We start from the raw sequence: 23950 nt of genomic DNA on the forward strand, positions 1-23950 counted from the left end.
CTTTATGATCCCAGATTATCCGAATTTAAATCGATTTAAAAGAAGTGGAGGATAGAAAAATGACAGCCAATCTCGTTGTAGGTTTCATCGGCGCCGGTTTGATGGGTTGGGGGATGGCCAAGAACGTGGTGGAGAAGGGGTTTGACCTCCGGGTCATGGCCCACCGGAAGCGGGAAGCCATCGACGATCTGGTGGGACGCGGCGCAGTTGAAGTCGCCAATCCCAAGGAAATGGCCGAGCAGTGCGACGTGATCGTACTTTGCGTCACGGGTGCGCCTCAGGTCATGCAGGTTCTAGAGGGCGAAAGTGGGATTCTGGAGGGCGCGCGCGAGGGTTTGACCATCGTTGACACCTCGACCTCCGAGCCGGACCAAACCGAAAGGCTTCACAAAGAGCTTGCGGCCCGTGGAATCGCGCTTGTCGATGCGCCGTTGTCCCGGACACCGGCGCACGCTTGGGACGGTGAGTTGACCACCTACGTCGGCGGCGATGAGGCAACCATTGAGCGCCTGCGGCCCCTGCTGTCCACGTGGGCGACGGCGATCATTCCAACCGGCGGTCCGGTCGGTTCGGCCCATGCGGCAAAACTCATCAACAATGTTGTTGCAATCGGTTTCGCATCCATTTGGGCGGAGTGTTACACGATGGTCCGCAAGGTCGGCCTGAAGCCCCAGGTTTTTAGGGAAATTTTGACCAATTCAGGCATGAACTGCGGTAACTTCCAGAGCTATTCGAAGTACATCTGCGAGGGCGATCCAAACGCTCACAAATTCACCCTGCGAAACTGCTTGAAGGACATCACCTATTACAATCGTCTGGCGACAAGGAACAACGCTGCCACCTTGATGTCCGATGGCGCCTTGCAAGCCATGAAACTCAGTCTCAATCTGGGATACGGGGACAGATTCATGCCAGAACTTGTGGATGTGTTCGCCGCTTTGAGCGATCTGGGACCATCCCCGGATACAAAGGCCTGAACGGCCGATCTGTCACTTGGCGCGGCTTGCACGGGGCCTTGGGGAGAGGCAGAGTCCATTCAATCGATTTAGCCCGGCTGGAACAGGCCTGGCGGGTAAAGTATGAAAGCAAGGGAGAGATGAAACAATGGGGCGTCTTGCGGGTAAAAAGGCATTTCTGACGGCGGCTGGGCAGGGAATCGGCAAGGCAACGGCTTTGGCCATGGCGAGGGAGGGCGCAACGGTCGTGGCGAGCGATATCTCCGGATCGCTGCTGGAAAGCCTGAAGTCCGAAGCACCGACTATCGAGACGCTGGTGCTGGATGTTCTGGACAATGATGCGGTGGCAGCGGTCGCAAGCTCGGTCGGACCGGTCGAGATATTGTTCAACTGTGCGGGCTACGTGCATCAGGGGTCGCTTCTCGACTGCGATGAGAAAACCTGGGACTTCAGCTTTGATCTCAATGTGAAGTCGATGTGGCGGTTGCTGCGCGGTTTCCTTCCCCTGATGCTTGAGAATGGCGGCGGGTCCATCATCAATATGTCCTCGGGGGCGTCTTCCATCAAAGGCGCGCCGAATCGCTTCGTCTACGGCACAACCAAAGCCGCTGTCATTGGCTTGACGAAATCGGTGGCTGCGGATTTCATCAAGCAGGGCATCCGTTGTAACGCGATCTGTCCAGGCACCATACAGTCTCCCAGCTTGAACGAGCGGATCGAAGCACTGCCAGGGAGTGTCGAGGAAAACCGCGCTGCCTTCGTTGCCCGTCAACCGATGGGCAGGCTTGGCACCACAGAGGAAATTGCTGCGCTGGCAGTCTATTTGGCTTCCGATGAAAGCGCCTTCGTAACCGGTACAACCATGGTCATCGACGGGGGTTGGACACTCTAGGCGGGCGGTTCTCGCTCATCGATCGCCGGCATCCAGGGGTGCCGCCAGGGAACCATCGGCGCGTTTCGACATCCAATAGGCATTGGCGAATGCAGATTGGAGATGATTCATGAATGCGCTTCCGGGTTCGGAGCTCGATCATAAAGCGACCCTGTTGGACAAGCCGGATTTCTCTAAGCGAGAACGTGGCGCGGCGGGTGATGTGAGGCGGCGACCGAGCCGGTCTGAGGCCGAGGCGGCGGTAGAAACGCTGCTGCGCTGGGCCGGCGACGATCCTTACCGCCCAGGGTTGCTTGAGACCCCAGGACGGGTTGTACGCGCCTATGAGGAATGGTTTAGCGGTTATCGGCAGGATCCGGTGGCGTTTTTGAACCGGACCTTTGGTGAGGTCGGCGACTACAATGATGCGGTGACGCTGAGCGATATTCCCTTCCATTCAGTGTGTGAGCATCACATGGCGGCAATTCGCGGCGTCGCCCATGTGTCGTATCTGCCGGTCGAGCGGGTCGTTGGCATTTCCAAGCTGGCCCGGGTTGTGGAGGCTTGTGCGCGACGTCTCCAGGTGCAAGAACGCCTGACTGACGAGATTGCCCATGCGATAGCCAAAGGCCTGAAACCCGGTGGTGTTGCGGTGGTCCTGGTCGCGGAGCATGCCTGTATGACGACGCGCGGTGTGCGGGCCCACGGCGTCCGCATGGTGACGCGACGGCTGCTGGGGGCTTATCGTGATGACGCGGCCTTGCGTCGGGAGTTTCTTGGCTCCATCGGAATGTGACAAATTTTCTCGGGAACTTTTCCGCCGGATGATCATCTAATAGGGGACGGCAATGTCGCCTATGGTCCGTTCGGAGGGAGGGAACCCGATGCAACCAGCCCGGGCTCATGTTGCGCAACAGTTTGACGGTATTGCGGACGAGGACCTGGTTCCACTGGCTCGGAACAAGGACGAGGCCGCCGTGCGAGCGCTTGTACGCCGTCACAATCAACAGCTTTTCCGGGTCGCGCGCGGCGTTGTTCGTGACGATGCGGAAGCCGAGGATATCGTCCAGGAAACCTATGTTCGCGCTTTTACGAAACTGGAGAGCTTTGAAGGAAAGTCGTCCTTCTCTACCTGGCTGACCCGGATCGCCTTGAACGAAGCCTTGGGTCGGATTCGGCGACGACGACCGACCGTAGAGCTTTCTGAACTCGACAGTAGCACTGAGCCCGACGGAGGGCGTTTGATCATGGTCTCGTCATCGCTTTTTCCGGCCAGTCCGGAATCGGAAGCCAGCCGGGCACAAGTACGGCGTATGCTCGAATGGGCGGTGGATGCCCTGCCGGAGGCCTTTCGACTGGTGTTCATTTTGCGTGATGTCCAGGGACTAAGTACCGATGATACCGCACGTCGCTTGGATATCCGTCCGGAAACGGTAAAGACCCGATTGCATCGCGCTCGACGCCTGATGCGGGCGACGTTGGAGGAGTCACTGGCGCCGCGCCTTTCTGAGCTATTCCCCTTCGACGGCGCCCGTTGTGCCCATGTCGCCGACAAGGTGGTACAGCGTTTGCGTGCAGGCGGCTGGTAGATCGCAACCTATTTCTCCAGAACCTCTTTCAGAACCACCGCCTGATTGTGGACCTCGTCCTTTGCTGAGAAGAGCAGGGTGATAGCACCCTTCCTGGCCCGTTCACGGAGCCGCTCAAGGGCGTCTGTCTGCGCCGCTAGTTCGTCCTTGTAGCGCCGCCGAAACTCTTCCCAGCGCTTCGGGTCGTGGCCATACCATCTTCGCAGTTCGTGAGAAGGCGCTATGTTCTTGGGCCAATCGTCCAGGGCGGCGGCGTCCTTCGAAATCCCGCGCGGCCATAGTCTGTCGACGAGTACGCGATAACCGTCTTCGGCAGCAACGGGTTCATAGATACGCTTGATTTGAACGGCGTTCATTGGGTCCATCTGTGCGGTTCGGTGCCAAGTTACAGCATCAAGGGTAGGGCAGGCTGTCAACAGGTGGTGAGGTCGCACCGCCGTGACGAAGTGTTGTCCGCAGTCAGCGGCGAGCCCGTGGAAACCCTATTCAGGTTTACACCCAAAGGGCACAGGACTGTTGCCTTCCCCTCCCCGATAGCCGATACCATGGATTAGGTTTGAGTTTCACGCCTTGGGCTGTCTGATTTCGGTGGACACCATGAGGTTGTGCGGCGACCAACGCTGGAGACAAGGTTGATGAACGACGCAGCGGCTAGGTCGGTGAGGCACCATCGGGTTGGTCTTGTACTGTTCGATGGTTTCGACCTTCGTGGCTATGCCAATCTGGCGGAATGCCTGGCAGTCTTGAATGCCCGCCTGGTCGACGATTTCTATGAATGTATTCCAATCGGTTCGGCCTGGAGTCCCGTAAAGGCAAGATGCGGCACCAAGATCTCGGTCAAGGCGCGGGTCGGTGAGGGGATCGATTACCGGTTGATCCTCGTGCTTGGCGAACGCAACGCCATAAGCGCTGAGACCGGCGCCTTGCCTGAGTGGTTGCGGCGTGCTCAGCGATTTGGATCGGAACTGGGCGGTGTTGGCTACGGGACATGGCTGCTTGCGCAAAGCGGCGTGCTGGACGATGGCCCTGTTACAGTGCCGCCGGATAGCCGCGAAAGCTTTCGTGAGACCTTCAGCGTGACCCTTGAAGCAGCTCAGAGCAGTTGCAGCGGCAAGGGTATCATTACCGCGGCCGGTTCAAGTGGCGCCACGGATATGATGCTGGCGTGGTTGCGGCGACGCCATGGCGATCTGTTAGCCGCCCTGGCGGCGAAGGACCTTGGCTTAACGGTCGAGGACTTTGCCTTGCCTGGTGCGGCTCCTGAGGTGGCTCAACGCTTGGGATTGACCCATCCGGCTTTGACCGCTTGCATCGAGTTGATGGAAAGGAACGTGGAAACGCCGCTCTCAAAGGCGGCGCTGGCCAAGGCATCGAAGATTTCGCTGCGTCAGCTCGAACGTTTGTTCCATCAGCATGTGGGCATGCCGCCGAAGGTCTTCTACCGGCATCTGCGCCTGAAGAAAGCGCATCAATTGCTGCTGCATACCCCGCTTTCGGTCATGGAGGTTGCCCTGGCGACCGGTTTTCAGTCGGCCGGGCATTTTTCGAGAGTCTACAAAGAGGCTTTTGGGTCCTCTCCGTCGCAACTCCGCCGTACCATCAGCACGCGCGAAGACCCTCGGGCTCTGATAGCCCTGGTCTGACGCTATCCCATGGCCGAAAAGGCGGCAGCATGACGTATCTGGCCGGATAGGATTGGCAGTGCGCCTCCCTTGAGGGCCAGCGCCATAAGGTGGGGTCCGGCATAAGGAGATGAGAAGGGGCGAGCCAGCCCGGCTCGAAAGCCAAAGCAATGGTAAAACGCCGGATCGCCAAGAACGAAAACGCCCTCCCAGCCGGAATCCCGCGCTCGCTGAAGGCCGTTTTCAATCAGGCGCGAAGCGACGCGCTGTCGACGCCAGGGTAAAGCAACCGCTACCGGCGCCAGTGCCAAGGCCTTGAAGGGCGCTATCATCCTGGAAAACATCACCTGGCCAATGACCTGCTCATCCCGCAAGGCGATCAAACTAATCACTGCATCACTATCGGCGTGCAAACGCTCCACGAGGTCGGCCTCAGCGGCGCTAGGGAAAGCCCCTAGCAACAGGGCTCGGATGCGGGCGCGATGATTTGGCGCTTCGGGAACAATGACCACGTCACACCTAAAGTGAATATGCCGATCCGGCGGAGAACCCCCATGCTATAATAAAGACCGGTGCGTCAGTCAGCGCTTAATGTGCGGGCGAGAACCTCGAATCCCAGTTCCACTTCGTCACTGAACAAAGGGTCTCTATTGGTGATGAAGGCACGTTCGATGGCTTGCCAATCGGCCTCCGTCAGAGCCTCGAGCGCAGCAGGCAATATGACGTCTTCCTCGTGGCGCATGTGAGCAAACTCGGCATCGACATAGCTCGAAACCTGCGCTTGGAAGGCAAGCAGTGTCTCAAGCGCAGGGTTATCTTGAAGTGACTTGTAGCTCGCTTCCAGTTCTTCAAGCGCTCTGTCGCCCTCCATGTGCTGCTGCCGCAATGCGGCGACCTCGGCTTTCAGTGCAGGCGCGCGTTTCAAAAGCGCCGGGAACAGGTAATCCTCTTCCTTCGGGTGGTGCATCTTGTTCGGGAACACTCGGATATAGAAAAGCATGCGGTAGAGCAGGTCGAGATGCCGGGCCGTAAGTGCGTCCGGCGTTGTACTTGTCACTCGGTCCCGCAATTCAGCCAGCACCCGACCCATGTTCTTGTGTTCATGGCGAATTTGGTCGACGACACGTGGCGCGCGCATGCTCTGGCCTCCCGTTCTACCGAAGGCGTAGCCTCCAATGATGAAAGATCGTCGGCGATCCCTCGGTCCAGAAGCCGCCGATTTTCCTCAGGCAGTGGCTCCCGCAGTTGATTGCTTCTTGGCCCTAGCCGGTTTCGGGGTCCGTGAAACCTTCCGCAGATCGGTCCGCAGGTGCTTGGTGCTGTAGCCGTTGAAGATATGGCCAAGCAAGCCTCGGTTCAGATCAGAGGTGCCGAACAACCAGTCTGAGATCGGGAAGGTCAGGTTCATATTCCGCTCCATCATGATGGCTTGGTTGTGATGGGCGGTATGATGGCGCCGGAGCGTGTTCACAAAGGGACAGTAGCGGACAAACCAGCTCTCCTCGACATGGCAGCAGAAATGCATGAACTCATAGGTCAGGTACATGCCAGTCGTCGTGCACATGATCAGCCAGCCGACGTTTGCCGAAACCAGATATCCCATGACGGCGGAAGGCGGAATCGACATCAGGATGAAGACCGCCAAAGCAAAAGGCGGGAAAAAGGTGACACGCCAGTCCTTCTGGTCGGCAAACCGCATCTCGGACTCAGTAAAGAACTGATGGTGCTGCAGAGTGTGGCGATTGTAGATCGCTCTGAGACCTTTCCAGCGCAGCGGCCGGTGCATCACATAGCGGTGCAGGAACCATTCGAAGATATTGGTGATCATAAAGACCACGGGGATTGTAAGCCACTCCCACCACTGCACATTTCCGATGTGGGCAGTATAGAGATAGATGGCGGTGAGGCCGATCACATAGATGATCACCACGTGCAGCCAGCCATTGTACCAGCCGGCGATCCGACGGCGATACTCCGAACGGTAGTTGCGCTGACGCTCGTCCATCGGGCTTTGGCTGAGTTCCATGACAAAATCTCCTCACTAGGCCATCGGTAACTGATATATCAGATGCACATTACCAAAGAAAACGGCAGTTGAAAAGGGGTTGGTGAATGCTTGAGGCGCTTACTTGCGGTCAACCCCAAAGATTGGGAACCACGTTCGAAGCGTACCCGGAAACAAATGGTTTCTCAGCCCCGGTCTGGGGATCGAAGACGCGGCGGCGGACGGCGCCGATGTTTGCGCCGTAGAGGTGAATCGAGATCGAAACCCGGTCCTCATACGCATTCGAAACCGCATGAATGTCGCCGAGGCTGGGACGGAGTATTTCGATATCGCCGGGTTCCAGGCGGCGGCGCTCGCCTTTCTCCAATGCTTGACCGCGTTGACTATAGGCCTGGGAGAACTCGGCCCCGCGCAGCATGCCTACCAACCCCCAGACGCCGTGGTCATGTATCGGCGTACGCTGTCCGGGCCCCCAAACAAAACTTACGAGGGAGAACCGCTCCAACGGATCGCAGTGCAGCAGATATTGCTGGTAATATTTCGGGTGAGGCTTGGCGAAGGCGTCACCCAACCAGTCATCCTCCGAAATCAGAGCGGCCAGGTGGCCACGGGCGGCGTCGATCAATGCTTCCTCGTCATCCGCAAGCCGATCGACGGCTCCCGTCATCCCGATAATGAAGGACCGCAGTCTGCCAAGATTCTGAGGCGCCATCTTACTCTACTCCGCTGCGGGCATTCCGGCTTTCTGCTGTAAATCGAAAATCGATGTGTAGCCGCCGCTCCAGTCGGGCGGAATAAGGAAGCGACCCTCTTCATGGTGCGCCCATTTCGCGGGTACGCCACGAATCAGCTGCTGTTCATACTTCGAGTGCAGGGGATTGTGCGTGTAGGGAACAGCATCGGCGGCGGACATGACATTGAGCAGAAGGGGTCGTCCAATGTCCGACTGATTTGCCTTTGAGCCATGGACGGTGCGGTAGTTGTGTAGCGTTATCGATCCGGCAGGGCCGCAAAGATACTGCGCAGTACCGACCGGCACCGAGGGCAGGTCTTCCGGCTGAATGTCGCCGGTCCAAACGCCCTTGGTGTTGTAATGGTCGTAGATCGGATTCTTGTGACTTCCGGGAATGACACCCAGCGGGCCCTGTTCCATGCCGCAGTCGGATATATAGGTACCGCAGGTCAAGACGGCATTATTCGTGTGCGGAAAGAAAGGCACATCCTGGTGCCATTTGACCTCTGAACCGCCTTTGGCCCATTTGAAGTTGAGCTTTGACTGATAGAACTTTACATCCGGGCCCAGCAGGTCAGCCAGCAGATCGCCAATCCGGGATTCTACCAGGAACTGCCAGAATACAGGATCCTGGTCGCAGGGTGAGGACACCCGGCGCAATCGCGGATCGTCGCTTCTGTGATTGGGCTCAAGATCAAAGACGCTGTCCGATTGCGTTACCTTGCGGCTCAGTTCAACCTGGCGGTCGATGGCATCGCGCAGCTTCTTCAGCCAATTTCTGTCCACGAATTCCTCAACCAGCAGATACCCCTGTTCAAAGTAGAACTCGCGCTGGTTCTGGCTCAAAACGCGTGGGGATTGGGAAAGGATCTCATCCGGCGTCATGGTTCATACTCCTTCTTCTCGGCTGCCCGCCGGTTGCTGCCGACGGGCGCCCAACTCAACGGAAGCCAAGTACCTGCTCCGGCAGCCACAAGGCCGTTTCCGGGAACATCATTACAATCAGCAGAGCCACCATCTGGATCGCCAGGAAGGGGACCACGCCCACGTACATATGCCGCAAGGTCATCTCCGGTGGTGCTATACCGCGCAGGTAGAAAATGGCCGGCGCCATCGGTGGTGTCAGGTAGCTGGTTTGGATCATGATCAGAATGAGCATGCAGAACCAGACCGGATCGAACCCTGCGTCGCGGATGAAGGGCATGAACAGCGGCACGAAGATCAACAGGATCGATATCCATTCCAGGAAGAACCCGGCAACGAAGACCAGCAGCAGGAAGATAATCAGCAGACCCCATGGGCCCAAACTGATCGCGTCGAGCAGATCGCGCATGATCGACATCCCGCCGCTGCCAGCATAAACACCGGTGAAGATACTGCCGCCCAGGAGGATCAGCATGATCATCGAGGTGACGGTCAGCGTCTTGACCAAGGCTTCGCTGAAAGTCTGCAGCGTGAACTTGCCATAGGCAATCGTCAGGACGATGGCGCCAGCAGCGCCCAGCGCTGCCGCTTCGGTTGGGGCTGCCCAACCGAGCATGATCGACCCCAGCACGGCGAAGATCATGAAGAGCGGTGGGACCAGCGCCTTGACCGTAACCACCAGCTTCTCACCTAAAGGCATCAGCGGCTCGTCATCATCGACACGAGGCGCCGCCGTTGGACTGAAGGTGCAAAGCAGGATGATGTACACGATATAGAGTCCCGACAGGATCAAGCCTGGAAAGATCATGCCGACCATGAGATCGCCGATCGAAACGTTGGCAATCGGTCCCAATACGACCACGACCACTGACGGCGGAATAATCGTGCCCAGTGATCCACCCGCGCAGATCGTGCCGCTAATGAGGGATTTGCTGTAGTTGAGGCGCATCATTGAAGGGATGGCAAGGAGTCCGACTACGGTCTCCGTCGCACCGATAACACCGGTCGAGGCGGCAAAAATGATGCACATGATCACCGTACCGACAGCGACGCCGCCCGGCAGCCGGCGGGTCCAAAGGTGCACCGCGTGGAACAGCTTCTCGGCAATGCCGGAGCGCTCCAGCATGGCGCCCATGAAGACGAACAAGGGGACCGCCGCGAGGATGAAGTTGCTGGCTACATCCTCGATCTTCTGCATGAACTGAAAGAAAGCCGCGTCGCCGAAGGTATAGTAACCAAAGACGAAGGCCACTGACATGAGCGCGAAGGCGACCGGGAACCCCAGGAAAATCAGCAGGAAGAGCGCCGGGAACATCAACAAGGCTTCCATGTCTTAGGCCTCCTCCGCCTGATCATCGGCGTGGCGGAGTGTCATCACGCACTTCAAAATCTCTGCAATAGTTTGGACGGTAAGTAGCGCGATGGCGCTGGAGATCATGATGCGGAACGGCCAGATCACGGGGTTCCAGGCCGACTGGCCGGTGCGCTCGCCGCTCACGAAGGAATCAAAGGCATAGCTGAGCATCCAATAGGACACGATCGTTAAAAACGGCAGCAGAAAAATCACGTAGAAGAAAAGATCGATCGTCGCCTTTGTCTTGGGTTTAAAGTTTCCATAGAGCACATCAATGCGAATGTGCCCGCCCCGCTGCAGCGTCAGTGCCGCGCCCAGTAGGAAGTGAACTCCCATCACGGAGTAACCAAGCTCGAACGCCCAGATCGTTGGTGAGCCGAAGGCATAGCGAGCAAAGACTTCGTAGCAGGTTGCCAGTATCAGTGGGACAATGAGGACCGACGCGGCGTAGCCGATTCCTACCGTCAACTTTTCGAGCGCGGTGACAATGCGTTTCATGGGAAACCGAACGTTAGGGCTTATGGGAAGTGACGCCCGCGCGGCTGTTGTTTGCCGGCGGGCGCCCCGAGTTCAAACGGCTGAACGTGATCCTACTCGGTCTTCACGTTGCGGTACCGATTGGCGTCTTTCCACAGATCGGCAAAAGCCTTCTGATGGTCTAGAACCTTGCGGAACCATTCGTTTCCCTCTGCCTGCTTCTCGGCCCAGGCGATACCGGCATTGTGTGCAGCGATTTGCACTTCGGCATCGAGCTCGACGATCTCGTTGCCTTCCTGGCGATAAACCTCCAGGGCCTTGGCATCTTCCTGGCCGATGGTCAGCCAGCTGTTCATCGTCGTATAGAAGGCCGCGTCACTGATAAGTTTCTGATCAGCTTCCGACAGTTTGGCCCAGGAGTCCTTGTTGACCACCAGCTCGAACGGCGCAGTCGGTTGGTGCACACCCGGGATGATCACGTATTTTGTCACCCGGTAGAATCCAGGAGAAAGGTTCTCCCAGAGCGTGCCCCATTCGGTCGCATCGATGGTGCCGCGCTCAAGAGCCGGATACACGTCACCGCCCGGCATGGTGACCGGTGCGGCGCCCATGGACTGGGAGATATCCAACCATGCGCCAGCGGTACGAAGCTTCAGACCTTGCAGGTCCTCAAGCGTGCGAACGGGCTTGCGGGAATGCAAGAACACTTCGGAGGTGCGAATGAAGAGCGGCATGGCGACCAGGCCGAACTGTTCATCGCGCCACTGGGCGTGCAGTTCGGCGCCGCCTGCACGATAGAGCCAGTGCAGCATCCGCTCGCTGTCGAAGCTGCCGGCGTACCCGCCAAACAACACTGCCGTCGTGTCCGCGCCCCAGTCGTAACCGACCCAGGTATGGCCCATATCGGCAACGCCGTTCTTCACGGTCTCGGAGACTTTCAGGCCCGGGCCCAAGGTGCCTGACGGAAAGACTTCGATCTCAATGCGTCCACCGGAGGTTTCCTTAACCCGGTCGGCGAAGGCCTGAGCGCCAATGTCGGTTAGTGGTCCGCCGCTCCAAGCGGTGGCCATTTTAAACTTGTGCTCTTGGGCGTTGGCCAGACCCGTGACCGCAAGGGTCACGGCCAGTGCCGCGCCGGCAAGCACGCGTGGTGCAAAATGTTTCAACATGGTTCTCCTCCCTCAATATTAAGTATCATTGTAGTCCGCATCTGCTCCCATGAGGTAAGGGCAGGCGGATTACTCCGGTTCGAGCGCCGACATCACGTCGGCCTCGGTCATTTCCCAGTCATTCTGGAAATTAGCGACAACCTCCTGCATGAAGGTGTCGTAGTGCTTTAGTGCTGTGGCGTCGCCCGCACAGTCCGCCAGGATCGCCAGCGCCAATTGTGCAGGTTCCGGTCCCTCGTAACTCCATTCGAATCCATTTTTGGATATTTGCTTGAGATCGACGCGCTCCTTCAGTGGCTTTCCATCCACCGTGACCTGCACGCCATCGATCGTCCGGTCCCCCCTATAGACTTTCATACTTCTCTCCGACAGGTCATCGACGACTGATATATCTGGCGTATGGTACAAGGCAATACCTGGGTTGGAAAGAGGGTCTTTCGGAGGAAATGAATGTTATTCTCAGGTATAGGGCCCGGGGCGCGGGATTCTCTCTCGCAACTAGCAATCTTAGATTGTGTAAGTCAGTTCCCGGTCCCGAAATCCAAAGTTGCGCGCGTAAACTGCTCGACATAGTCCATCAAGGCGTCGGTTGCCTGAGCTGCGCCGGCGCTGTCACCTTCACCGACTTTCGTCGCCACGTCGGCATGAAGCCTGGCACATAGGGGCAGATCGGCCACCTCGCGATAATGCGAATACCAAAATCTCCGGGACATGCCGTGCGTGAGCGACATTGCGCTGTTGATGAACTCATTGCGCGCGGCGTGACAAAGCAGAAGATTGAGTTGCCGGTCATATCGCATGAACATGATGTCATCATTGATGCGGGCCGCTTCGTGCATCCCTTCGGCGATCATCTCAAAAGCCTGCTTCTCCTCGGAAGTGGCGCGCCTGGCCGCTTTTCGCGCCATCAGGCGCTCGACCTCGCGGCGCAACTCCTGCAAACGAAGCTGCCGGCGAACATTCAGTTCGCTGACCAGGATGCCGCGGCGCGGCAAAATCAGGACCAAGCCTTCCCGCGCCAGCCTTTGAAGGGCCTCCCGGATGGGTGTGCGTCCGATGGAAAACTGCTTGGCCAATGCAGACTCGGAAAGAACCGCGCCGGGCTCCAATCGCAGCATGACGATCTGTTCTTCCAGGAGGCGATAGGCCTTTTGCGTCAGGCTATCGTTTGGAGCCCCCATTCTTTCCAGATCATCGAGCACGCGTTGGCCAGCGCTCCGAGCGCTGACCGGCGCGTCGCTGCCGCTCAAATCTGCTTGCGCTTCTCGACCATGCTCAGGAATTTCTCGCACTCCTCGTCATTCACGCCGTAACTGTGTTCTTCATCGGGGAACTGGCCCGCTTTGACCTCTTCAACATAGCGCCGCAGGCCGTCAACCGCTACCTCGGTCAGGTTGGCATACCGTTTTGTGAACTTGGGTTTGAAATCCGTGAAAACTCCAAGAAGATCGTAGCTCAACAGAATCTGGCCATCAGTGCCTGCGCCCGCGCCAATGCCTATAGTCGGGATCTCCAATTGCTTGGAAACGATCGTCGCTATCTTGGCGGGAACGGCTTCGAACTCGAGCATGAAACATCCTGCATCCTGGATGGCAAATGCGTCTTCTAGAATCTTCATGGCCGCGTCAGCCGTTCGGCCCTGAATCTTGAAGCCGCCGAACATGGCGATGGTGTGGGGCGTCAGCCCGATATGCGAGGCCGTTGGGATACCGGCATCGACCAAGGCTTTCAGGATATGAGCCTGGCTCTTGCCGCCCTGAGGCTTCACGGCATCGCAATCCGCGTCCTGCATGAACCTGCTGGCGTTGGTCAGTGCGCGATCTACCGTGTTGTAGCTTTGATAAGGCATGCACCCCAGGACGAAGGTGTTGGGCGCTCCACGACGTACGGCACCCGCATGCATGACCATCATGTCCATGGTTGCCGGGATCGTACTCTTGTGGCCATGGGCCACCATCGCCAGACTGTCACCGACAACGCAGACGTCCGCACCGGCCATCTCGGCCCAACGCGCGGAGGTATAGTCGGGAACCGATGTGTAAACCATCTTTTCGCCGGTATGTTTAGAGTCGCGGATCTCGGTAATCGTCCGCTTCTTTTTCTCGGACTCTTGGGACATCTTGGTCTCCCCTGGACTTGTGATATACTAGTGATATGCATATGGTATGGTCAATGACCGGTCAAGCGAACAGCTTGTGTTTGGTTCGTGAGCGAGAACTCAGTCGAATAATGCTTAGGGCTTGATACATGGTATTTGGAGTTCTGCCGATTGCGATCTTCACCCTTGGCGTTTTTGCGACGACGGTGGGTATTGTCCTGGTGGCCGGCTTTTTGCCGGTGTCGGCTATGCCGGAGGGCTGGTGGACACCGTCGCGCTCATTTCTTGTCACCGGCAACGGTATCCTGATCGTGCTGTTGGTCGGCGGACTATTGCTGTTCGCGATTCAGGAACTTGACTGGGCGACCGCCGTGATTGCTGGCGGGCTCGCTTTGCTTGCGGGGCCTCCTGGGTTCCAGCAATTGCCCGCGGCGTTACGCAATCGCCCCGTCGGCTTGGTGGCTTTCATGGGGATCGGCTTGGTAGTACTGATGGTGACTGTCGCCACGACGATTTGAAACAACTTCGAACCACGCTTCCACCATCGGTGGAAGGGGGCTCTACATGATGAGAACATTGGGAGACGAGAGATGCCAGCACATCTAAAAGCCATGCTGTCGGTTCTGGTGGGAGTCGTGGCGTTGGTTGCCTATTGGTTGGAGGGTCAATCGCCCGAAGGCCCCGCCCCTTGGATCATCCTGGCCCTGGGAGCCTTCATGATTGTTGCCATGTGGGTTTTCCCCGAAGCCGGCAAGGACAAGGTCAAAAAGCAGTAACGCGCCCTTTTTCTAGCGCCGGACAGCCGTTTTGCACTTAGCCGGCGCAGCAGGAAAGTTTGGAGACGTCCTTATCGAAAGTCTGCGCCGCGAGCTTCAGTCCTTCTACGGTCGTTAGGTACGGGAAGACCATGTCCGCAAGATTTCGCACGGTCATGCCTTGGCGGATCGCTAGCGCCGCGGTTTGAATGCTGTCGCAGCCTTCGGGAGCGAGAATATGCGCCCCCAGCAAGCGGTCTGTCGTTCGATCGGCTACCAACTTGATCAAGCCGCGTGTGTCGCGTGCTGCGAGTGCGCGCGGCAGGTAGGACAAGGGTAGGACGGATGACTTGACGGCGTGGCCGCGTTGCCGCCCCTCTGCTTCCGTAAGACCGACACTTGCAATCTGCGGGTCCGTGAAGACCACGGCGGGTACCGCGCTGTCATCGTACCGCCGGCCATCTCCGTTCAAGGCGTTTTCCGCCGCTATCTTGGCGCCATGCGCGGCCATGTAGACGAATTGATCCTGGCCGGTCACGTCGCCTGCGGCATAGACGTTCCGGCGGCGAGTGCGCATGCAGGAGTCGACCACAATACGCCCGTCGGCTTCTGTGTCGATGCCGGAAACCTCAAGGCCGAGTCCTTCGCTATTTGGCCGTCGCCCCGTGGCGACAAGAACCTGCTGGGCATGGTGTGTTGTGGTTTCACCGTCGCTGACGGTCGTCAAGACAACGCCGCCGTTATCCTGAGCGATGCTCTCATAGGAAAGTCCGGCGTGTACCGCAATTCCTTCCTCGCGCAGGTATCCGGTGATGGCATCGGCTATCTCCGGTTCCGTGTCAGGCACAAGCCGCCGCCGCGTAAAGAGGGTGACACCTACACCGGCACGGGCAAACATCTGGGCCAGTTCGCAACCGATGTACCCACCACCAATCACAATTAGGGATTCGGGCAGGTTTTGAAGTTCGAGCGCGGTGGTGCTGGTCAGATAGGAAACACCGTCGATTCCCGGAATGGCGGGAATGGCGGCCGACGCTCCGGTGGCGATGATGACCTTGTCCGCAGGCGCTCGCCGACCGTTTACCAGGACACCTTCTTGGTCAAACGTCGCCCTCCCTTCCCGATAGATGAGCTTATCGTAGGCGGGTAAAAGGTCGGCGTACTTGGCTTGGCGAAGCTGCTCGACAAGGGTGTCCTTCTGCGCCACCAGAGTTTGCCAGTTTTGGAGGCGGGCGGTCGCTTCGATTCCTAAGAAACGTGAGGCCTCGTTTGCATGATGCAGCGCTTCCATGGCGCGGATGAGAGCTTTGGACGGCACACAGCCGACATTGACGCAGGTGCCACCGATGGTCCCCTGGCCGACCAGTGTAACTTCCGCGCCCAGTTCCGCTGCGGTGATGGCTGCAGAGAAGCCTGCTGAACCGGCTCCGACGACAATAAGATCGGTCATGGCTTTAGCGGCCCTCCGGCTTGTCGGCGCAGACAGAGTCCGGGTGGAACTTCCGACGGTAGAGGGCATAGGCGGTCAACAGCAAGAAGAAGCCCAGTGCCGGGAACAGAATATAGTCGATCCATCCGAGCCAAGCAGATAGGCCAACCAGGCCGAAAAACACGACTAACAAGGGGGTGAAGCAGCAAAGGGCGACAATGATCGATCCAATCGCACCCGTGCGGAACAGTTTTTCGTCGGATTTCATAAGACTCAGGGCTCTCCATATGATGGCGGATGGAAGAACCATAACGCCTGTATCAACTACAGGCTCAAGCGCTAAATTATCACGAATTGGTAAAGGAGTTGGACGGCACTATCCGGGCGTGTCCTCGTCCAGAAGGATGCGCGCAGCCGCGCCATCTAGATCTTCATACTGACCGCTGCGCAATGACCAGAGGAACGCGCAAAGGGCAACCAGTCCTAGAAGCAACGCGATGGGAATGAGAAAAGTCAGGCTGCTCATCATCCGGTGCTCCGCACGGCGTGAAGGTCGTGGCGCGGCCCGACCAACTGCGGCTCGCCCTTCTTCCTGGCGGTAGTATTGGAGGCTCCCAATCGAAGGGCATTCACGATAACGAGGAGGGAGGAGACCGACATCGCTAAGGCAGCGACCAACGGCGTGACGTAGCCAGCGACTGCGACGGGAAGCGCCAACGCATTGTATAGAATTGCGAGCAGGAAATTCTGCCGGATCAATTGCCGCGCGCGCCGCGCTGTCTCCAATGCGGCGGGAACCGCTTCCAGGCTGTCATGCAGGAACACGAAACCTGCGGCGTTTCGACCAATGTCGGCGGCGGAAGCCGGCGCCATCGACACCTCGGCGGCGACCAGAGCAGGGGCGTCGTTCAACCCATCGCCGATCATCGCGACCTTGTGTCCGGCCTCCGTGAGCGCCACGATATGCGCCAGCTTGGCCTTGGGAAGCATGCCGGATTCGTAGGCGGGAATGCCCAGTGCCTCCGCGATCGCGCGGACCGACTCTTCGTGATCGCCGGAGAGTATGCCCAGCGCAAGCCCTTCGCGTTGTAGCCGCATCACGGCGTCCTTCGCGCCGGGACGTAGGCGATCCTGAAAGGCGAAGGTGGCAATGAGCCGCCCGTCTTCGCTCAGGACCGTGCGCCCGAACAGGGTCGCATCCGTGCATTCTGCTAGGGCCCATTCGGCCCGGCCAAGCCGGTAGGTGTGGCCCAGCAGACTGGCTTCCATACCCAGGCCCGGTGTCTCCGTCACGTTCTGGGGCGCGTAACCGAAACGTTGTGCAGGGCCGGTGGCCGCGGCAATAGCCTTTGCCAAGGGATGACTGGAGCGCTCGGCAATGGCCCCGGCTTTGCCGAGAACCTCCGGGCGATAGGCCTCCGGCGTCAAAAGTGCGGGACGGCCCAATGTGAGAGTTCCGGTCTTGTCGAAGATCACGGTATCAATTCCGGCCAAACGCTCCAGGGCGGTACCGTCCTTTGCCAGAACGCCACCATCGAACAGCCGTCTCGCCGCCACGACCTGGACGATGGGCACCGCCAATCCAAGCGCACAGGGGCAGGTGATGATGAGGACGGAAATCGCGACGCTGACGGCGTTGTGCCAGTCTCCGCTGGCCAGCATCCAGCCGAGGAAAGTCAACAAGGCCGCGGAATGAACAAGAGGGGAGTAAGCTGCCGCGGCACGATCGGCAATGCGCCGATAGCGTGCGGCCCCACCTTCGGCAACCTCCATGAGTCTCAGCATCTCGGCGAGAAAGGAATCTTCGGCGCGCGCCGTCACCTCAACGGTCAGCGCGCCCGTCAGGTTGACCATTCCCGCCTTGAGATCCGAGCCGCGCTCGACCGGCAGGGCCATACTTTCGCCCGTTGCAATGGATGCATCGATATCGGAGCGGCCCTCGACAACCCGGGAATCCAGGCCGACACGGTCGCCGGGCTTGATTCGTAGACGCATGCCGGGAGCAATCTCGCTGATCGGCCGGTATTCCTGACTGCCGTCGCTCAGCAGCACCGTTGCCCCGCGCGGCGCCAAACGCATCAATCCACGCACCGCGACGCGTGCTTTCTCCCGCATCATGTGATCGAGCGTGCGGCCGATCAAAAGGAAGAAGAGAAGTGTCACCGAGGCATCGAAGTAAGCATGCTTGCCGCCGGTCAGGGTGTCATAGAAACTAAGGCCGAACGCCAGGGATACGCCGATGGTGATCGGCACGTCCATATTGGTTCGCCGAGCTTTCAGCGCTGTCCAGGCAGAACGGAAAAACACTTGGCCGGAGTAAGCCAGGACGGGTAAGGCGATGAAGGCGGATACCCAGTGAAACGACTGCCGCGTGGCAGTATCCGCTCCAGACCAGATCGACACCGACAGCAACATGATGTTCATTGCGCCGAACCCTGCGACCGCGAGCGCGCGTATCAGGTGCGTCAGTGTTTTGTCTTCGTCCTCCTTTCGGTCTTCATAGAGGTGCGCCGCATAGCCGGTTTGTCTCAAGGTCTCGATAAACGGCGGTACATTGTTGCCGCGCCACTTGATGCTGACTCGTTTGGTAGACAGGTTGACGCGCGCGTTCTCTACACCCTCTAGAGCCTTGAGGCCGCCTTCGACGGCGCGAATGCAGGCAGCGCAATGAATGCCCGGAACCGACAGATCGGTCTGTAGCAAACCGCCACCAAGATCATAGCTGGATAGACGCAACTCGTCCGACGAGGGAGGGCCGCCCTCGCCTTGCGTCATTGCCGCATTGGGAAGGCAGCAGCTCATTTCATTGCCCGGTATCCATGCCAGGTCGCGTGCCCCAGGAGCGGAAAGACCAGAATCAGCCCTACTAGTCCAGTCGCCACACTCAGAAGGAAGAGCAGCAGGACGATGGCACCCCAGGCGATCATGACCGGGAGGTTGTTCCATACCATGGAAATGCTGGTACCCATCGCGGTGAAGGCATCGGTCCGCTCGTCATAGAGGCGGGGAACGGCGAAAACGCTGATGGCAAAGGAGAAGGCGGCGAACAAACCGCCGATAGCGGTGCCAACGATCAGCATTGCCCAACCAATCGGTGTGGTGAAAAGCATGGCGGCCACATCATCCAACCCAGGGAAGGGCCGAAGGCCGAAAAACAGGGCATAGACAATCACGGCAGCCCGTATCCAGGCCAGTATCAATAGGCAGAGAATGGTTCCCGTAAAAAGTACCTGCGGCCCGGATTTGGCCCGCACCATAATCATCCGCCCCAACCGCACGGGCGCATCGGTTTCGAGCGCGTGGCTCTTTGCATAGAGCCCGATTGCCAGCAGGGGCCCGACAACCATGAACCCAGCCAGTGCCGGAAACAGGATGTAATCCATGCCGAGCGCAATGAGCCCCCAGACGATGCCGAGCGATACGCCGAATACCGCAACGCCATAGGCCAGACTGGGCAGCGGTTTGTTCCATAGATCGCGCCAGCCGGCGGCCAGCCAGTCAAAAGCCGCCGTCGCGGGCAGGTTGCGTTGGCGCTGCTGCGCCAAGGGCACCGTGCTGTCTTGGGTGGGGCTATTCGGGGTCGCTGTGTTGCTCATCTGCGGGTCCTCAGCAAGCCGATTTGGCGGCGCGGAACGGGGATTCCTCGCCGATCTTTTCCGCGGCGGGAGATTTTAAGTGCGGTACGCAATCGGGCTGTGAGGTTACCGCCACATAGACGAAATGCGCGTTTGCACCGACGAGAATCAAAGCCCCCAGGAACACGGTGAGTAGCCAGAAGGATGATCGCTTCTTTCTGTGCAAGCGTGGGCCGCCAAACGGAAGATTACTCATTGCGAAGTCCTCCCCAGTGTTCCCACATAGATAGCCAGAATCTTGATCTCGGTGGGCGATAGGCGGTTCTCCCAGGCCGGCATCTGGCCCTGGCGCCCTTGCATGAGTGTGGTGAGGATCGCTTGGCGATCACCGCCATATATCCAGATCGAATCGGACAGGTCGGGGGCACCGACCTCGGTCATGCCGCGTGCGTCCTCGCCGTGGCAAGCCGCGCAGTTATCCGCGAAAAGATCGCTTCCTGATTGAATTCGCTCAGGCGGCTCACCGCTTACCGCCTGCGGGTCGCTCAGGGATTGCACGTAGGCGGCTACGTCCTTGATCTCCGACCGTGCGAGAATCCCGTCGCGGCCAAAGGCCAGCATCTGCGACTGCCGGGTTTCGGGGTGCGTGGCGTTGATACCCACGCGAATGGTTTCGGCCAGGGTTTCCGGATCGCCCCCCCACAGCCATGACTTGGCCGAAAGGTCAGGAAAGCCGGGATTTCCGGTTCCCTCAACGCCGTGACAAACGCCGCAGTTGTCAGCAAAGAGCGTGGGTCCGGTTTCGCCGATCTTAGTCATCAACTCAGGGTCCGCGGCTATGGCATCGAAGCTCCGTGCCACCACTTCGTCGGTCCAAGCGCCACGCTCGGCTTGGGCGCGCTCGACCTGCATCTGAACGATATCTTTTTGATCCAGCCCAAGCAGACCTCTGGTGTAGGTCGTGCCGATCGGCCAGGCGGGCATTAGGATCCAGTAGATGACCGAGAACAGGATCGTTACCGCCAGGAAGAAAAGGACGACACGCGGAATCGGCGTGTTCAGCTCCTCGATGCCATTCCACTCATGGCCCGTTATTGTTTGTCCGGTAATGGGGTCGCGCTTGCCTATGTCCACGGCCTGTCATCCTTGTCGAGAATGCTTTTCTTGGCCTGCTGGAATCGAGATTGGTTGCTAGGCCAGAAAGTGTAGATGAGAACGCCTAATGCCAGGGCGATGAGATAGAAAAGGCCCCAGCTTTTCGAAAAGCCGACCAAGGTCTGGTGATCAAAGAACTCCATCTTGCCTACTCCTTGACCGCAGGCGCCGCATAGGCGGCGTCGGTCAGTTTGCCGAGTATTTGAAGGTAAGCGACGACCGCATCCATCTCAGTCAACCGGGACGGGTCGCCGTCAAAGGCGCGCAGGTGCGTAGCTTCACCGTAGCGCTGAGTCAGACCCTCCACACCGCGGCTGTCCGGTGTAGCTTGTGCCTTTGCATCCTCGGTGGCGTTCTGGATCATGTCATCCGAGTAGGGAACGCCGACCTTGCGGAGCGCCGCGAGATGTTGATCCAGATCCTCGACCTTCAGGCGTTGGCGCTGCAGCCACCCATACTTTGGCATGACCGATTCAGGCACGACGTCGCGCGGATTGATCAGGTGGGCGACATGCCAGTCATCGGAGTACTTCTCGCCGAGGCGGGCGAGGTCCGGCCCGGTGCGTTTTGAACCCCACAGCATAGGATGGTCGTATTGGGATTCCACGGCCAGCGAGTAGGGCCCATAGCGCTCCACCTCGTCGCGCAGAGTGCGAATCATCTGCGAGTGACAGGCATAGCAGCCCTCACGGATGTAAATATTGCGGCCGGCTATCTCCAGTGGCGTGTAGACGCGCATATCCGGCGCGGCCTCAACCGTTTCGTCGATCGTGAAGAGCGGAGCAATTTCCACGATGCCGCCGATAGCGGCCACCAGGACGATGGCGATGACGAAGCCGATGGAGTTGCGTTCTAGCTTGCGATGAAAATCTGGCATGATCTTTTACTCACCCGGCTGGAGTAGCGGTTTGGCGGCATCCGCCGGGATATCCTTGTCATCGGCGGTCGGCACCGTTCCCGGGGCGGCCGCGCGGATGGTTTTGAGAACATTGTAGGTGCCAACCATGGCGCCCAGCAGGAACAGCAGGCCGCCAAAGGTGCGGGCGATATAGTAGGGATGCATCGCCACCAGGGAATCGATGAAGGAGTAGGCCAGCGTGCCACTGTCATTGTATGTGCGCCACATCAGGCCCTGGATGATGCCCGAGTTCCACATGGCGAAGACGTAGACGATGGTTCCGGACAGCGCCAACCAGAAGTGCACTTCCACCAGTCTGGCCGAGTACATGCGCTCGCGCTTCCATATCCAGGGGACCAATGCGTAGATAGAGCCGAAGGTGATCATCGCCACCCAGCCCAGAGCGCCTGCGTGTACGTGGCCGACGGTCCAGTCGGTGTAGTGAGATAGGGAGTTCACCGGCCGGATGGCCATGAAGGACCCTTCAAAGGTGCTGAGACCGTAGAATACGGCTGCCACCATCATGAACCGTAGCGTTGCGTCGTCGCGAACCCGGTGCCAGGCGCCATTGAGCGTGGCCAGGGCGTTGCCCGCCGAGGCCCAGGAGGGAACCAGCAACACGACGGAGAACGTCATGCCCAATGTCTGCACCCACTGCGGCAAGGCCGTGTAATGAAGATGATGGGACCCGGCCCACATGTAGAGGAAGGTGATTCCCCAGAAACTGATGATCGAGAGGCGATAGGAAAAGATCGGCCGTTCGGCGCGCTTGGGTAGATAGTAGTACATCATGCCAAGGAAGCCGGCGGTCAGGAAGAAGGCCACCGCATTGTGTCCATACCACCACTGGGTCATGGCGTCCTGGACACCGGAAAACAGCGAGTAACTCTTGGCGTTCCCCAGGGAGACCGGGATCGCCAAATTGTTGACGATGTGAAGCATGGCCACGACCAGAATGAAGGCCAGGTAATACCAGTTGGCGACATAGATGTGCGGCTCCTTGCGCCGCGCCAGGGTGCGGATGTAGAGGAGGAAATAGACAACCCAGACGATTACCAGCCAGATGTCTGCATACCACTCTGCTTCGGCATACTCCTTGGATTGGGTGAGGCCCATGAAATAACCGCTGATCGCCAGAATGCAGAACAGGTTGTATCCCAGGAGGACGAACCAAGGCGAAAACTGATCGGGCAGACGTGCACGCGATGTCCGCTGCATCACATGGAACGACGTAGCGATAAGCGCGTTGCCGCCAAACCCGAAAATGACCCCGGAGGTGTGGACGGGGCGCATACGGCCGAAGCTCGCCCACCCAGCGTCGAAGGTGAGATCCGGCCAGGCCAGAAGGGCCGAAACCCACAGCCCGAAGAACATGCCGAACACGGCCCAAAGCATAGTGAGGACGACGCCGACCTTGATCGGATCGTCATAGTAACTCGACAGACGTTCGGGGTCGGGCTCGGCTTCGAAATAACCATGCATCACGACGAAGGCCAGGCCAATCGCATAAAATAGAATGATAAGCCCGTGAACGCCGAGCGGCGCGCCGTTTCCAGCCCCGGCAAAAGCCAGTCCGATGACCGCGAGCAACAGCAACACGGCCAGCGACCCAAGCCGCTCACTTCTGGTCAATTGTGAAATCATGTCGTACCTGTCTCTTCACGTGAGGGTCGCCGGATTGGGGCGAACGTTCTTCCTGTTTCTATGAAACCGCGCGCCACCTGTCTTTGAGCTAGATCAATTGAGCGAGCCCAGGTTGTCGGTACCGGGAATCTCCAACAGGGCGGCCAGCGCGGGTCCGTTCCCCAGCGCATCGGCGAGCGAATAGGCGCGCAATACGTCGAGGTAGGCCTCCAGCGCCTCGTGGAACATGCCCTTCAAGCGGCATTCCGGTGATATGACGCAGTTGCCGCCGGTCGGCTTCATGCATTCCACCAAAGCAAAATCGGTCTCCAGCGATTCCATTAACGCGCCAATATTGATGTCAGCCGGATCGACCGCGAGATTGATTCCGCCGCTGCGCCCGCGAAGGCTATCGACTAATCCGAGGTTCTTTAGTTGCAATGCCACTTTCAAAAGGTGATGGCGGGATAGTCCATATGCCTCGGCGATCTCACTGACGGTGCAGGTCCGGTCCGTCCTCAATGCCAGGAAGACCAGCAACCGTAGGGCATAGTCGCTGTGCTGGGTCATACGCATCGCTTAGTTCCTTGAATGAGGCGCCCCAAATTTCAGGCCCTTGCGGATTTTGTTAAAAGTAGTATTTAATATGCCACTTAATTGATAAAGCGTCCACCCGGAAATCGCCAAGATCGAGTCGGCGCTTGGAAAGAATGGCAG

30 protein-coding genes are annotated in these 23950 nt (G+C 58.6%); 7 read left to right on the top strand and 23 right to left on the bottom strand.

Annotated elements, in window-relative coordinates; genetic code table 11:
* The first annotated feature begins 59 nt into the window (after positions 1–59).
* From ABIE63_RS05805 to ABIE63_RS05820, 4 genes are all read left to right on the top strand, one after another.
* Positions 60–977, top strand: a complete 918-nt coding sequence (locus tag ABIE63_RS05805; RefSeq protein ID WP_354503525.1) for an NAD(P)-dependent oxidoreductase — start codon at positions 60–62, stop codon at positions 975–977.
* A 127-nt stretch (positions 978–1104) separates the two neighbouring features.
* A complete protein-coding gene (locus tag ABIE63_RS05810) occupies positions 1105–1848 on the top strand; it encodes an SDR family oxidoreductase (RefSeq protein WP_354503526.1) in 744 nt (247 codons plus the stop codon).
* A gap of 109 nt (positions 1849–1957) precedes the next feature.
* Positions 1958–2623, top strand: coding sequence for a GTP cyclohydrolase I FolE (folE, locus tag ABIE63_RS05815; protein WP_354503527.1), 666 nt, complete (start codon positions 1958–1960; stop codon positions 2621–2623).
* An 88-nt stretch (positions 2624–2711) separates the two neighbouring features.
* The gene (locus ABIE63_RS05820) at positions 2712–3416 is read left to right on the top strand and encodes an RNA polymerase sigma factor (RefSeq protein WP_354503528.1); all 705 of its coding nucleotides are present in this window, start codon (positions 2712–2714) and stop codon (positions 3414–3416) included.
* Positions 3417–3424: 8 nt separating this feature from the next.
* On the opposite strand, the gene ABIE63_RS05825 is transcribed toward ABIE63_RS05820, so the two are convergent.
* The gene (locus ABIE63_RS05825; RefSeq protein ID WP_354503529.1) at positions 3425–3772 is read right to left on the bottom strand and encodes a DUF488 domain-containing protein; all 348 of its coding nucleotides are present in this window, start codon (positions 3770–3772) and stop codon (positions 3425–3427) included.
* A 279-nt stretch (positions 3773–4051) separates the two neighbouring features.
* Between ABIE63_RS05825 and ABIE63_RS05830 the strand changes: the two genes are divergently transcribed.
* Positions 4052–5059 carry a helix-turn-helix domain-containing protein gene (locus ABIE63_RS05830; RefSeq protein WP_354503530.1) on the top strand — a complete coding sequence of 336 codons (1008 nt, stop codon included), beginning with the start codon at positions 4052–4054 and terminating at the stop codon, positions 5057–5059.
* Positions 5060–5061: 2 nt separating this feature from the next.
* Here ABIE63_RS05830 and ABIE63_RS05835 read toward each other — a convergent pair whose 3' ends face one another.
* The 11 genes from ABIE63_RS05835 to panB all read right to left on the bottom strand — a co-directional run bounded on the left by ABIE63_RS05835 (position 5062) and on the right by panB (position 13819).
* On the bottom strand, positions 5062–5550 hold the full coding sequence (locus tag ABIE63_RS05835; protein ID WP_354503531.1) for an N-acetyltransferase: 489 nt from the start codon (positions 5548–5550) through the stop codon (positions 5062–5064).
* A gap of 65 nt (positions 5551–5615) precedes the next feature.
* Complete coding sequence (locus ABIE63_RS05840) at positions 5616–6176, bottom strand: hemerythrin domain-containing protein (RefSeq protein WP_354503532.1); 561 nt, start codon at positions 6174–6176, stop codon at positions 5616–5618.
* Positions 6177–6263: 87 nt separating this feature from the next.
* Positions 6264–7064 carry a sterol desaturase family protein gene (locus ABIE63_RS05845; RefSeq protein WP_183415021.1) on the bottom strand — a complete coding sequence of 267 codons (801 nt, stop codon included), beginning with the start codon at positions 7062–7064 and terminating at the stop codon, positions 6264–6266.
* Between the two features lie 109 nt (positions 7065–7173).
* The gene (locus ABIE63_RS05850) at positions 7174–7755 is read right to left on the bottom strand and encodes a cysteine dioxygenase (protein ID WP_183415022.1); all 582 of its coding nucleotides are present in this window, start codon (positions 7753–7755) and stop codon (positions 7174–7176) included.
* A 6-nt stretch (positions 7756–7761) separates the two neighbouring features.
* Positions 7762–8661, bottom strand: a complete 900-nt coding sequence (locus tag ABIE63_RS05855) for a phytanoyl-CoA dioxygenase family protein (RefSeq protein WP_354503534.1) — start codon at positions 8659–8661, stop codon at positions 7762–7764.
* Positions 8662–8716: 55 nt separating this feature from the next.
* A complete protein-coding gene (locus tag ABIE63_RS05860; protein WP_221205677.1) occupies positions 8717–10030 on the bottom strand; it encodes a TRAP transporter large permease subunit in 1314 nt (437 codons plus the stop codon).
* Positions 10031–10033: 3 nt separating this feature from the next.
* Positions 10034–10552 (bottom strand): TRAP transporter small permease subunit, encoded by a 519-nt coding sequence (locus ABIE63_RS05865; RefSeq protein ID WP_183415024.1) that lies wholly within the window; start codon positions 10550–10552, stop codon positions 10034–10036.
* Between the two features lie 92 nt (positions 10553–10644).
* Complete coding sequence (gene dctP, locus ABIE63_RS05870) at positions 10645–11700, bottom strand: TRAP transporter substrate-binding protein DctP (protein ID WP_183415025.1); 1056 nt, start codon at positions 11698–11700, stop codon at positions 10645–10647.
* A gap of 69 nt (positions 11701–11769) precedes the next feature.
* Positions 11770–12057: a DUF6166 domain-containing protein gene (locus ABIE63_RS05875; RefSeq protein WP_183415026.1), complete on the bottom strand. Its 288-nt coding sequence runs from the start codon at positions 12055–12057 to the stop codon at positions 11770–11772.
* A gap of 164 nt (positions 12058–12221) precedes the next feature.
* Complete coding sequence (locus ABIE63_RS05880; protein WP_354503535.1) at positions 12222–12950, bottom strand: GntR family transcriptional regulator; 729 nt, start codon at positions 12948–12950, stop codon at positions 12222–12224.
* A complete protein-coding gene (gene panB, locus ABIE63_RS05885) occupies positions 12947–13819 on the bottom strand; it encodes a 3-methyl-2-oxobutanoate hydroxymethyltransferase (protein WP_354503536.1) in 873 nt (290 codons plus the stop codon). The genes ABIE63_RS05880 and panB overlap by 4 nt, the downstream gene beginning before the upstream one ends.
* A 128-nt stretch (positions 13820–13947) precedes the next feature.
* Between panB and ABIE63_RS05890 the strand changes: the two genes are divergently transcribed.
* Together ABIE63_RS05890 and ABIE63_RS05895 are read left to right on the top strand one after the other, a co-directional pair.
* Positions 13948–14316, top strand: a complete 369-nt coding sequence (locus tag ABIE63_RS05890) for a hypothetical protein (protein ID WP_354503537.1) — start codon at positions 13948–13950, stop codon at positions 14314–14316.
* Between the two features lie 72 nt (positions 14317–14388).
* Positions 14389–14574, top strand: a complete 186-nt coding sequence (locus ABIE63_RS05895) for a hypothetical protein (RefSeq protein WP_183415029.1) — start codon at positions 14389–14391, stop codon at positions 14572–14574.
* Between the two features lie 37 nt (positions 14575–14611).
* On the opposite strand, the gene merA is transcribed toward ABIE63_RS05895, so the two are convergent.
* From merA to ABIE63_RS05950, 11 genes are all read right to left on the bottom strand, one after another.
* Positions 14612–16003 (bottom strand): mercury(II) reductase, encoded by a 1392-nt coding sequence (gene merA, locus ABIE63_RS05900; protein WP_354503539.1) that lies wholly within the window; start codon positions 16001–16003, stop codon positions 14612–14614.
* A gap of 4 nt (positions 16004–16007) precedes the next feature.
* Positions 16008–16250: a mercury resistance system transport protein MerF gene (gene merF / locus ABIE63_RS05905; RefSeq protein ID WP_354503540.1), complete on the bottom strand. Its 243-nt coding sequence runs from the start codon at positions 16248–16250 to the stop codon at positions 16008–16010.
* 108 nt (positions 16251–16358) lie between these two features.
* Positions 16359–16508 carry a cbb3-type cytochrome oxidase assembly protein CcoS gene (ccoS, locus tag ABIE63_RS05910; protein ID WP_183415189.1) on the bottom strand — a complete coding sequence of 50 codons (150 nt, stop codon included), beginning with the start codon at positions 16506–16508 and terminating at the stop codon, positions 16359–16361.
* Positions 16508–18784, bottom strand: coding sequence for a heavy metal translocating P-type ATPase (locus ABIE63_RS05915; protein WP_354503541.1), 2277 nt, complete (start codon positions 18782–18784; stop codon positions 16508–16510). The genes ccoS and ABIE63_RS05915 overlap by 1 nt, the downstream gene beginning before the upstream one ends.
* Positions 18781–19578 carry a DUF2189 domain-containing protein gene (locus tag ABIE63_RS05920; protein WP_354503542.1) on the bottom strand — a complete coding sequence of 266 codons (798 nt, stop codon included), beginning with the start codon at positions 19576–19578 and terminating at the stop codon, positions 18781–18783. The genes ABIE63_RS05915 and ABIE63_RS05920 overlap by 4 nt, the downstream gene beginning before the upstream one ends.
* A 10-nt stretch (positions 19579–19588) precedes the next feature.
* On the bottom strand, positions 19589–19813 hold the full coding sequence (locus ABIE63_RS05925; protein WP_354503543.1) for a hypothetical protein: 225 nt from the start codon (positions 19811–19813) through the stop codon (positions 19589–19591).
* Positions 19810–20691 carry a cytochrome-c oxidase, cbb3-type subunit III gene (gene ccoP / locus ABIE63_RS05930; RefSeq protein WP_354503544.1) on the bottom strand — a complete coding sequence of 294 codons (882 nt, stop codon included), beginning with the start codon at positions 20689–20691 and terminating at the stop codon, positions 19810–19812. The genes ABIE63_RS05925 and ccoP overlap by 4 nt, the downstream gene beginning before the upstream one ends.
* The gene (locus tag ABIE63_RS05935) at positions 20682–20855 is read right to left on the bottom strand and encodes a cbb3-type cytochrome c oxidase subunit 3 (RefSeq protein WP_183415035.1); all 174 of its coding nucleotides are present in this window, start codon (positions 20853–20855) and stop codon (positions 20682–20684) included. Before ABIE63_RS05935 ends, ccoP begins: the two co-directional genes overlap by 10 nt.
* A gap of 5 nt (positions 20856–20860) precedes the next feature.
* Entirely contained in the window at positions 20861–21589 is a 729-nt protein-coding gene (ccoO, locus tag ABIE63_RS05940; RefSeq protein WP_183415036.1) for a cytochrome-c oxidase, cbb3-type subunit II, read from the bottom strand.
* Positions 21590–21595: 6 nt separating this feature from the next.
* Positions 21596–23254, bottom strand: coding sequence for a cytochrome-c oxidase, cbb3-type subunit I (gene ccoN, locus ABIE63_RS05945; protein WP_354503545.1), 1659 nt, complete (start codon positions 23252–23254; stop codon positions 21596–21598).
* Between the two features lie 93 nt (positions 23255–23347).
* The gene (locus ABIE63_RS05950) at positions 23348–23803 is read right to left on the bottom strand and encodes an Rrf2 family transcriptional regulator (protein ID WP_354503546.1); all 456 of its coding nucleotides are present in this window, start codon (positions 23801–23803) and stop codon (positions 23348–23350) included.
* Between the last annotated feature and the right edge of the window lie 147 nt (positions 23804–23950).

It is taken from the genome of Limibacillus sp. MBR-115 (assembly GCF_040549425.1).
Taxonomy (GTDB): Bacteria; Pseudomonadota; Alphaproteobacteria; order Kiloniellales; family CECT-8803; genus Limibacillus; species Limibacillus halophilus.

Bases quoted from the DNA above. Each gene is read 5' to 3' on its own strand.
- panB (WP_354503536.1), bottom strand. From the start codon at position 13,819: ATGTCCCAAGAGTCCGAGAAAAAGAAGCGGACGATTACCGAGATCCGC.
- ABIE63_RS05935 (WP_183415035.1), bottom strand. From the start codon at position 20,855: ATGGAGTTCTTTGATCACCAGACCTTGGTCGGCTTTTCGAAAAGCTGG.
- ABIE63_RS05810 (WP_354503526.1), top strand. From the start codon at position 1,105: ATGGGGCGTCTTGCGGGTAAAAAGGCATTTCTGACGGCGGCTGGGCAG.
- ABIE63_RS05820 (WP_354503528.1), top strand. From the start codon at position 2,712: ATGCAACCAGCCCGGGCTCATGTTGCGCAACAGTTTGACGGTATTGCG.
- ccoS (WP_183415189.1), bottom strand. From the start codon at position 16,508: ATGAGCAGCCTGACTTTTCTCATTCCCATCGCGTTGCTTCTAGGACTG.
- merA (WP_354503539.1), bottom strand. From the start codon at position 16,003: ATGACCGATCTTATTGTCGTCGGAGCCGGTTCAGCAGGCTTCTCTGCA.
- ABIE63_RS05920 (WP_354503542.1), bottom strand. From the start codon at position 19,578: ATGAGCAACACAGCGACCCCGAATAGCCCCACCCAAGACAGCACGGTG.
- ABIE63_RS05915 (WP_354503541.1), bottom strand. From the start codon at position 18,784: ATGAGCTGCTGCCTTCCCAATGCGGCAATGACGCAAGGCGAGGGCGGC.
- ABIE63_RS05805 (WP_354503525.1), top strand. From the start codon at position 60: ATGACAGCCAATCTCGTTGTAGGTTTCATCGGCGCCGGTTTGATGGGT.
- ABIE63_RS05865 (WP_183415024.1), bottom strand. From the start codon at position 10,552: ATGAAACGCATTGTCACCGCGCTCGAAAAGTTGACGGTAGGAATCGGC.
- ABIE63_RS05860 (WP_221205677.1), bottom strand. From the start codon at position 10,030: ATGGAAGCCTTGTTGATGTTCCCGGCGCTCTTCCTGCTGATTTTCCTG.
- ABIE63_RS05825 (WP_354503529.1), bottom strand. From the start codon at position 3,772: ATGAACGCCGTTCAAATCAAGCGTATCTATGAACCCGTTGCTGCCGAA.
- ccoN (WP_354503545.1), bottom strand. From the start codon at position 23,254: ATGATTTCACAATTGACCAGAAGTGAGCGGCTTGGGTCGCTGGCCGTG.
- ABIE63_RS05840 (WP_354503532.1), bottom strand. From the start codon at position 6,176: ATGCGCGCGCCACGTGTCGTCGACCAAATTCGCCATGAACACAAGAAC.
- ABIE63_RS05850 (WP_183415022.1), bottom strand. From the start codon at position 7,755: ATGGCGCCTCAGAATCTTGGCAGACTGCGGTCCTTCATTATCGGGATG.
- merF (WP_354503540.1), bottom strand. From the start codon at position 16,250: ATGAAATCCGACGAAAAACTGTTCCGCACGGGTGCGATTGGATCGATC.
- ABIE63_RS05830 (WP_354503530.1), top strand. From the start codon at position 4,052: ATGAACGACGCAGCGGCTAGGTCGGTGAGGCACCATCGGGTTGGTCTT.
- ABIE63_RS05845 (WP_183415021.1), bottom strand. From the start codon at position 7,064: ATGGAACTCAGCCAAAGCCCGATGGACGAGCGTCAGCGCAACTACCGT.
- ABIE63_RS05925 (WP_354503543.1), bottom strand. From the start codon at position 19,813: ATGAGTAATCTTCCGTTTGGCGGCCCACGCTTGCACAGAAAGAAGCGA.
- dctP (WP_183415025.1), bottom strand. From the start codon at position 11,700: ATGTTGAAACATTTTGCACCACGCGTGCTTGCCGGCGCGGCACTGGCC.
- ABIE63_RS05890 (WP_354503537.1), top strand. From the start codon at position 13,948: ATGGTATTTGGAGTTCTGCCGATTGCGATCTTCACCCTTGGCGTTTTT.
- ABIE63_RS05895 (WP_183415029.1), top strand. From the start codon at position 14,389: ATGCCAGCACATCTAAAAGCCATGCTGTCGGTTCTGGTGGGAGTCGTG.
- ABIE63_RS05875 (WP_183415026.1), bottom strand. From the start codon at position 12,057: ATGAAAGTCTATAGGGGGGACCGGACGATCGATGGCGTGCAGGTCACG.
- folE (WP_354503527.1), top strand. From the start codon at position 1,958: ATGAATGCGCTTCCGGGTTCGGAGCTCGATCATAAAGCGACCCTGTTG.
- ccoO (WP_183415036.1), bottom strand. From the start codon at position 21,589: ATGCCAGATTTTCATCGCAAGCTAGAACGCAACTCCATCGGCTTCGTC.
- ABIE63_RS05855 (WP_354503534.1), bottom strand. From the start codon at position 8,661: ATGACGCCGGATGAGATCCTTTCCCAATCCCCACGCGTTTTGAGCCAG.
- ABIE63_RS05950 (WP_354503546.1), bottom strand. From the start codon at position 23,803: ATGACCCAGCACAGCGACTATGCCCTACGGTTGCTGGTCTTCCTGGCA.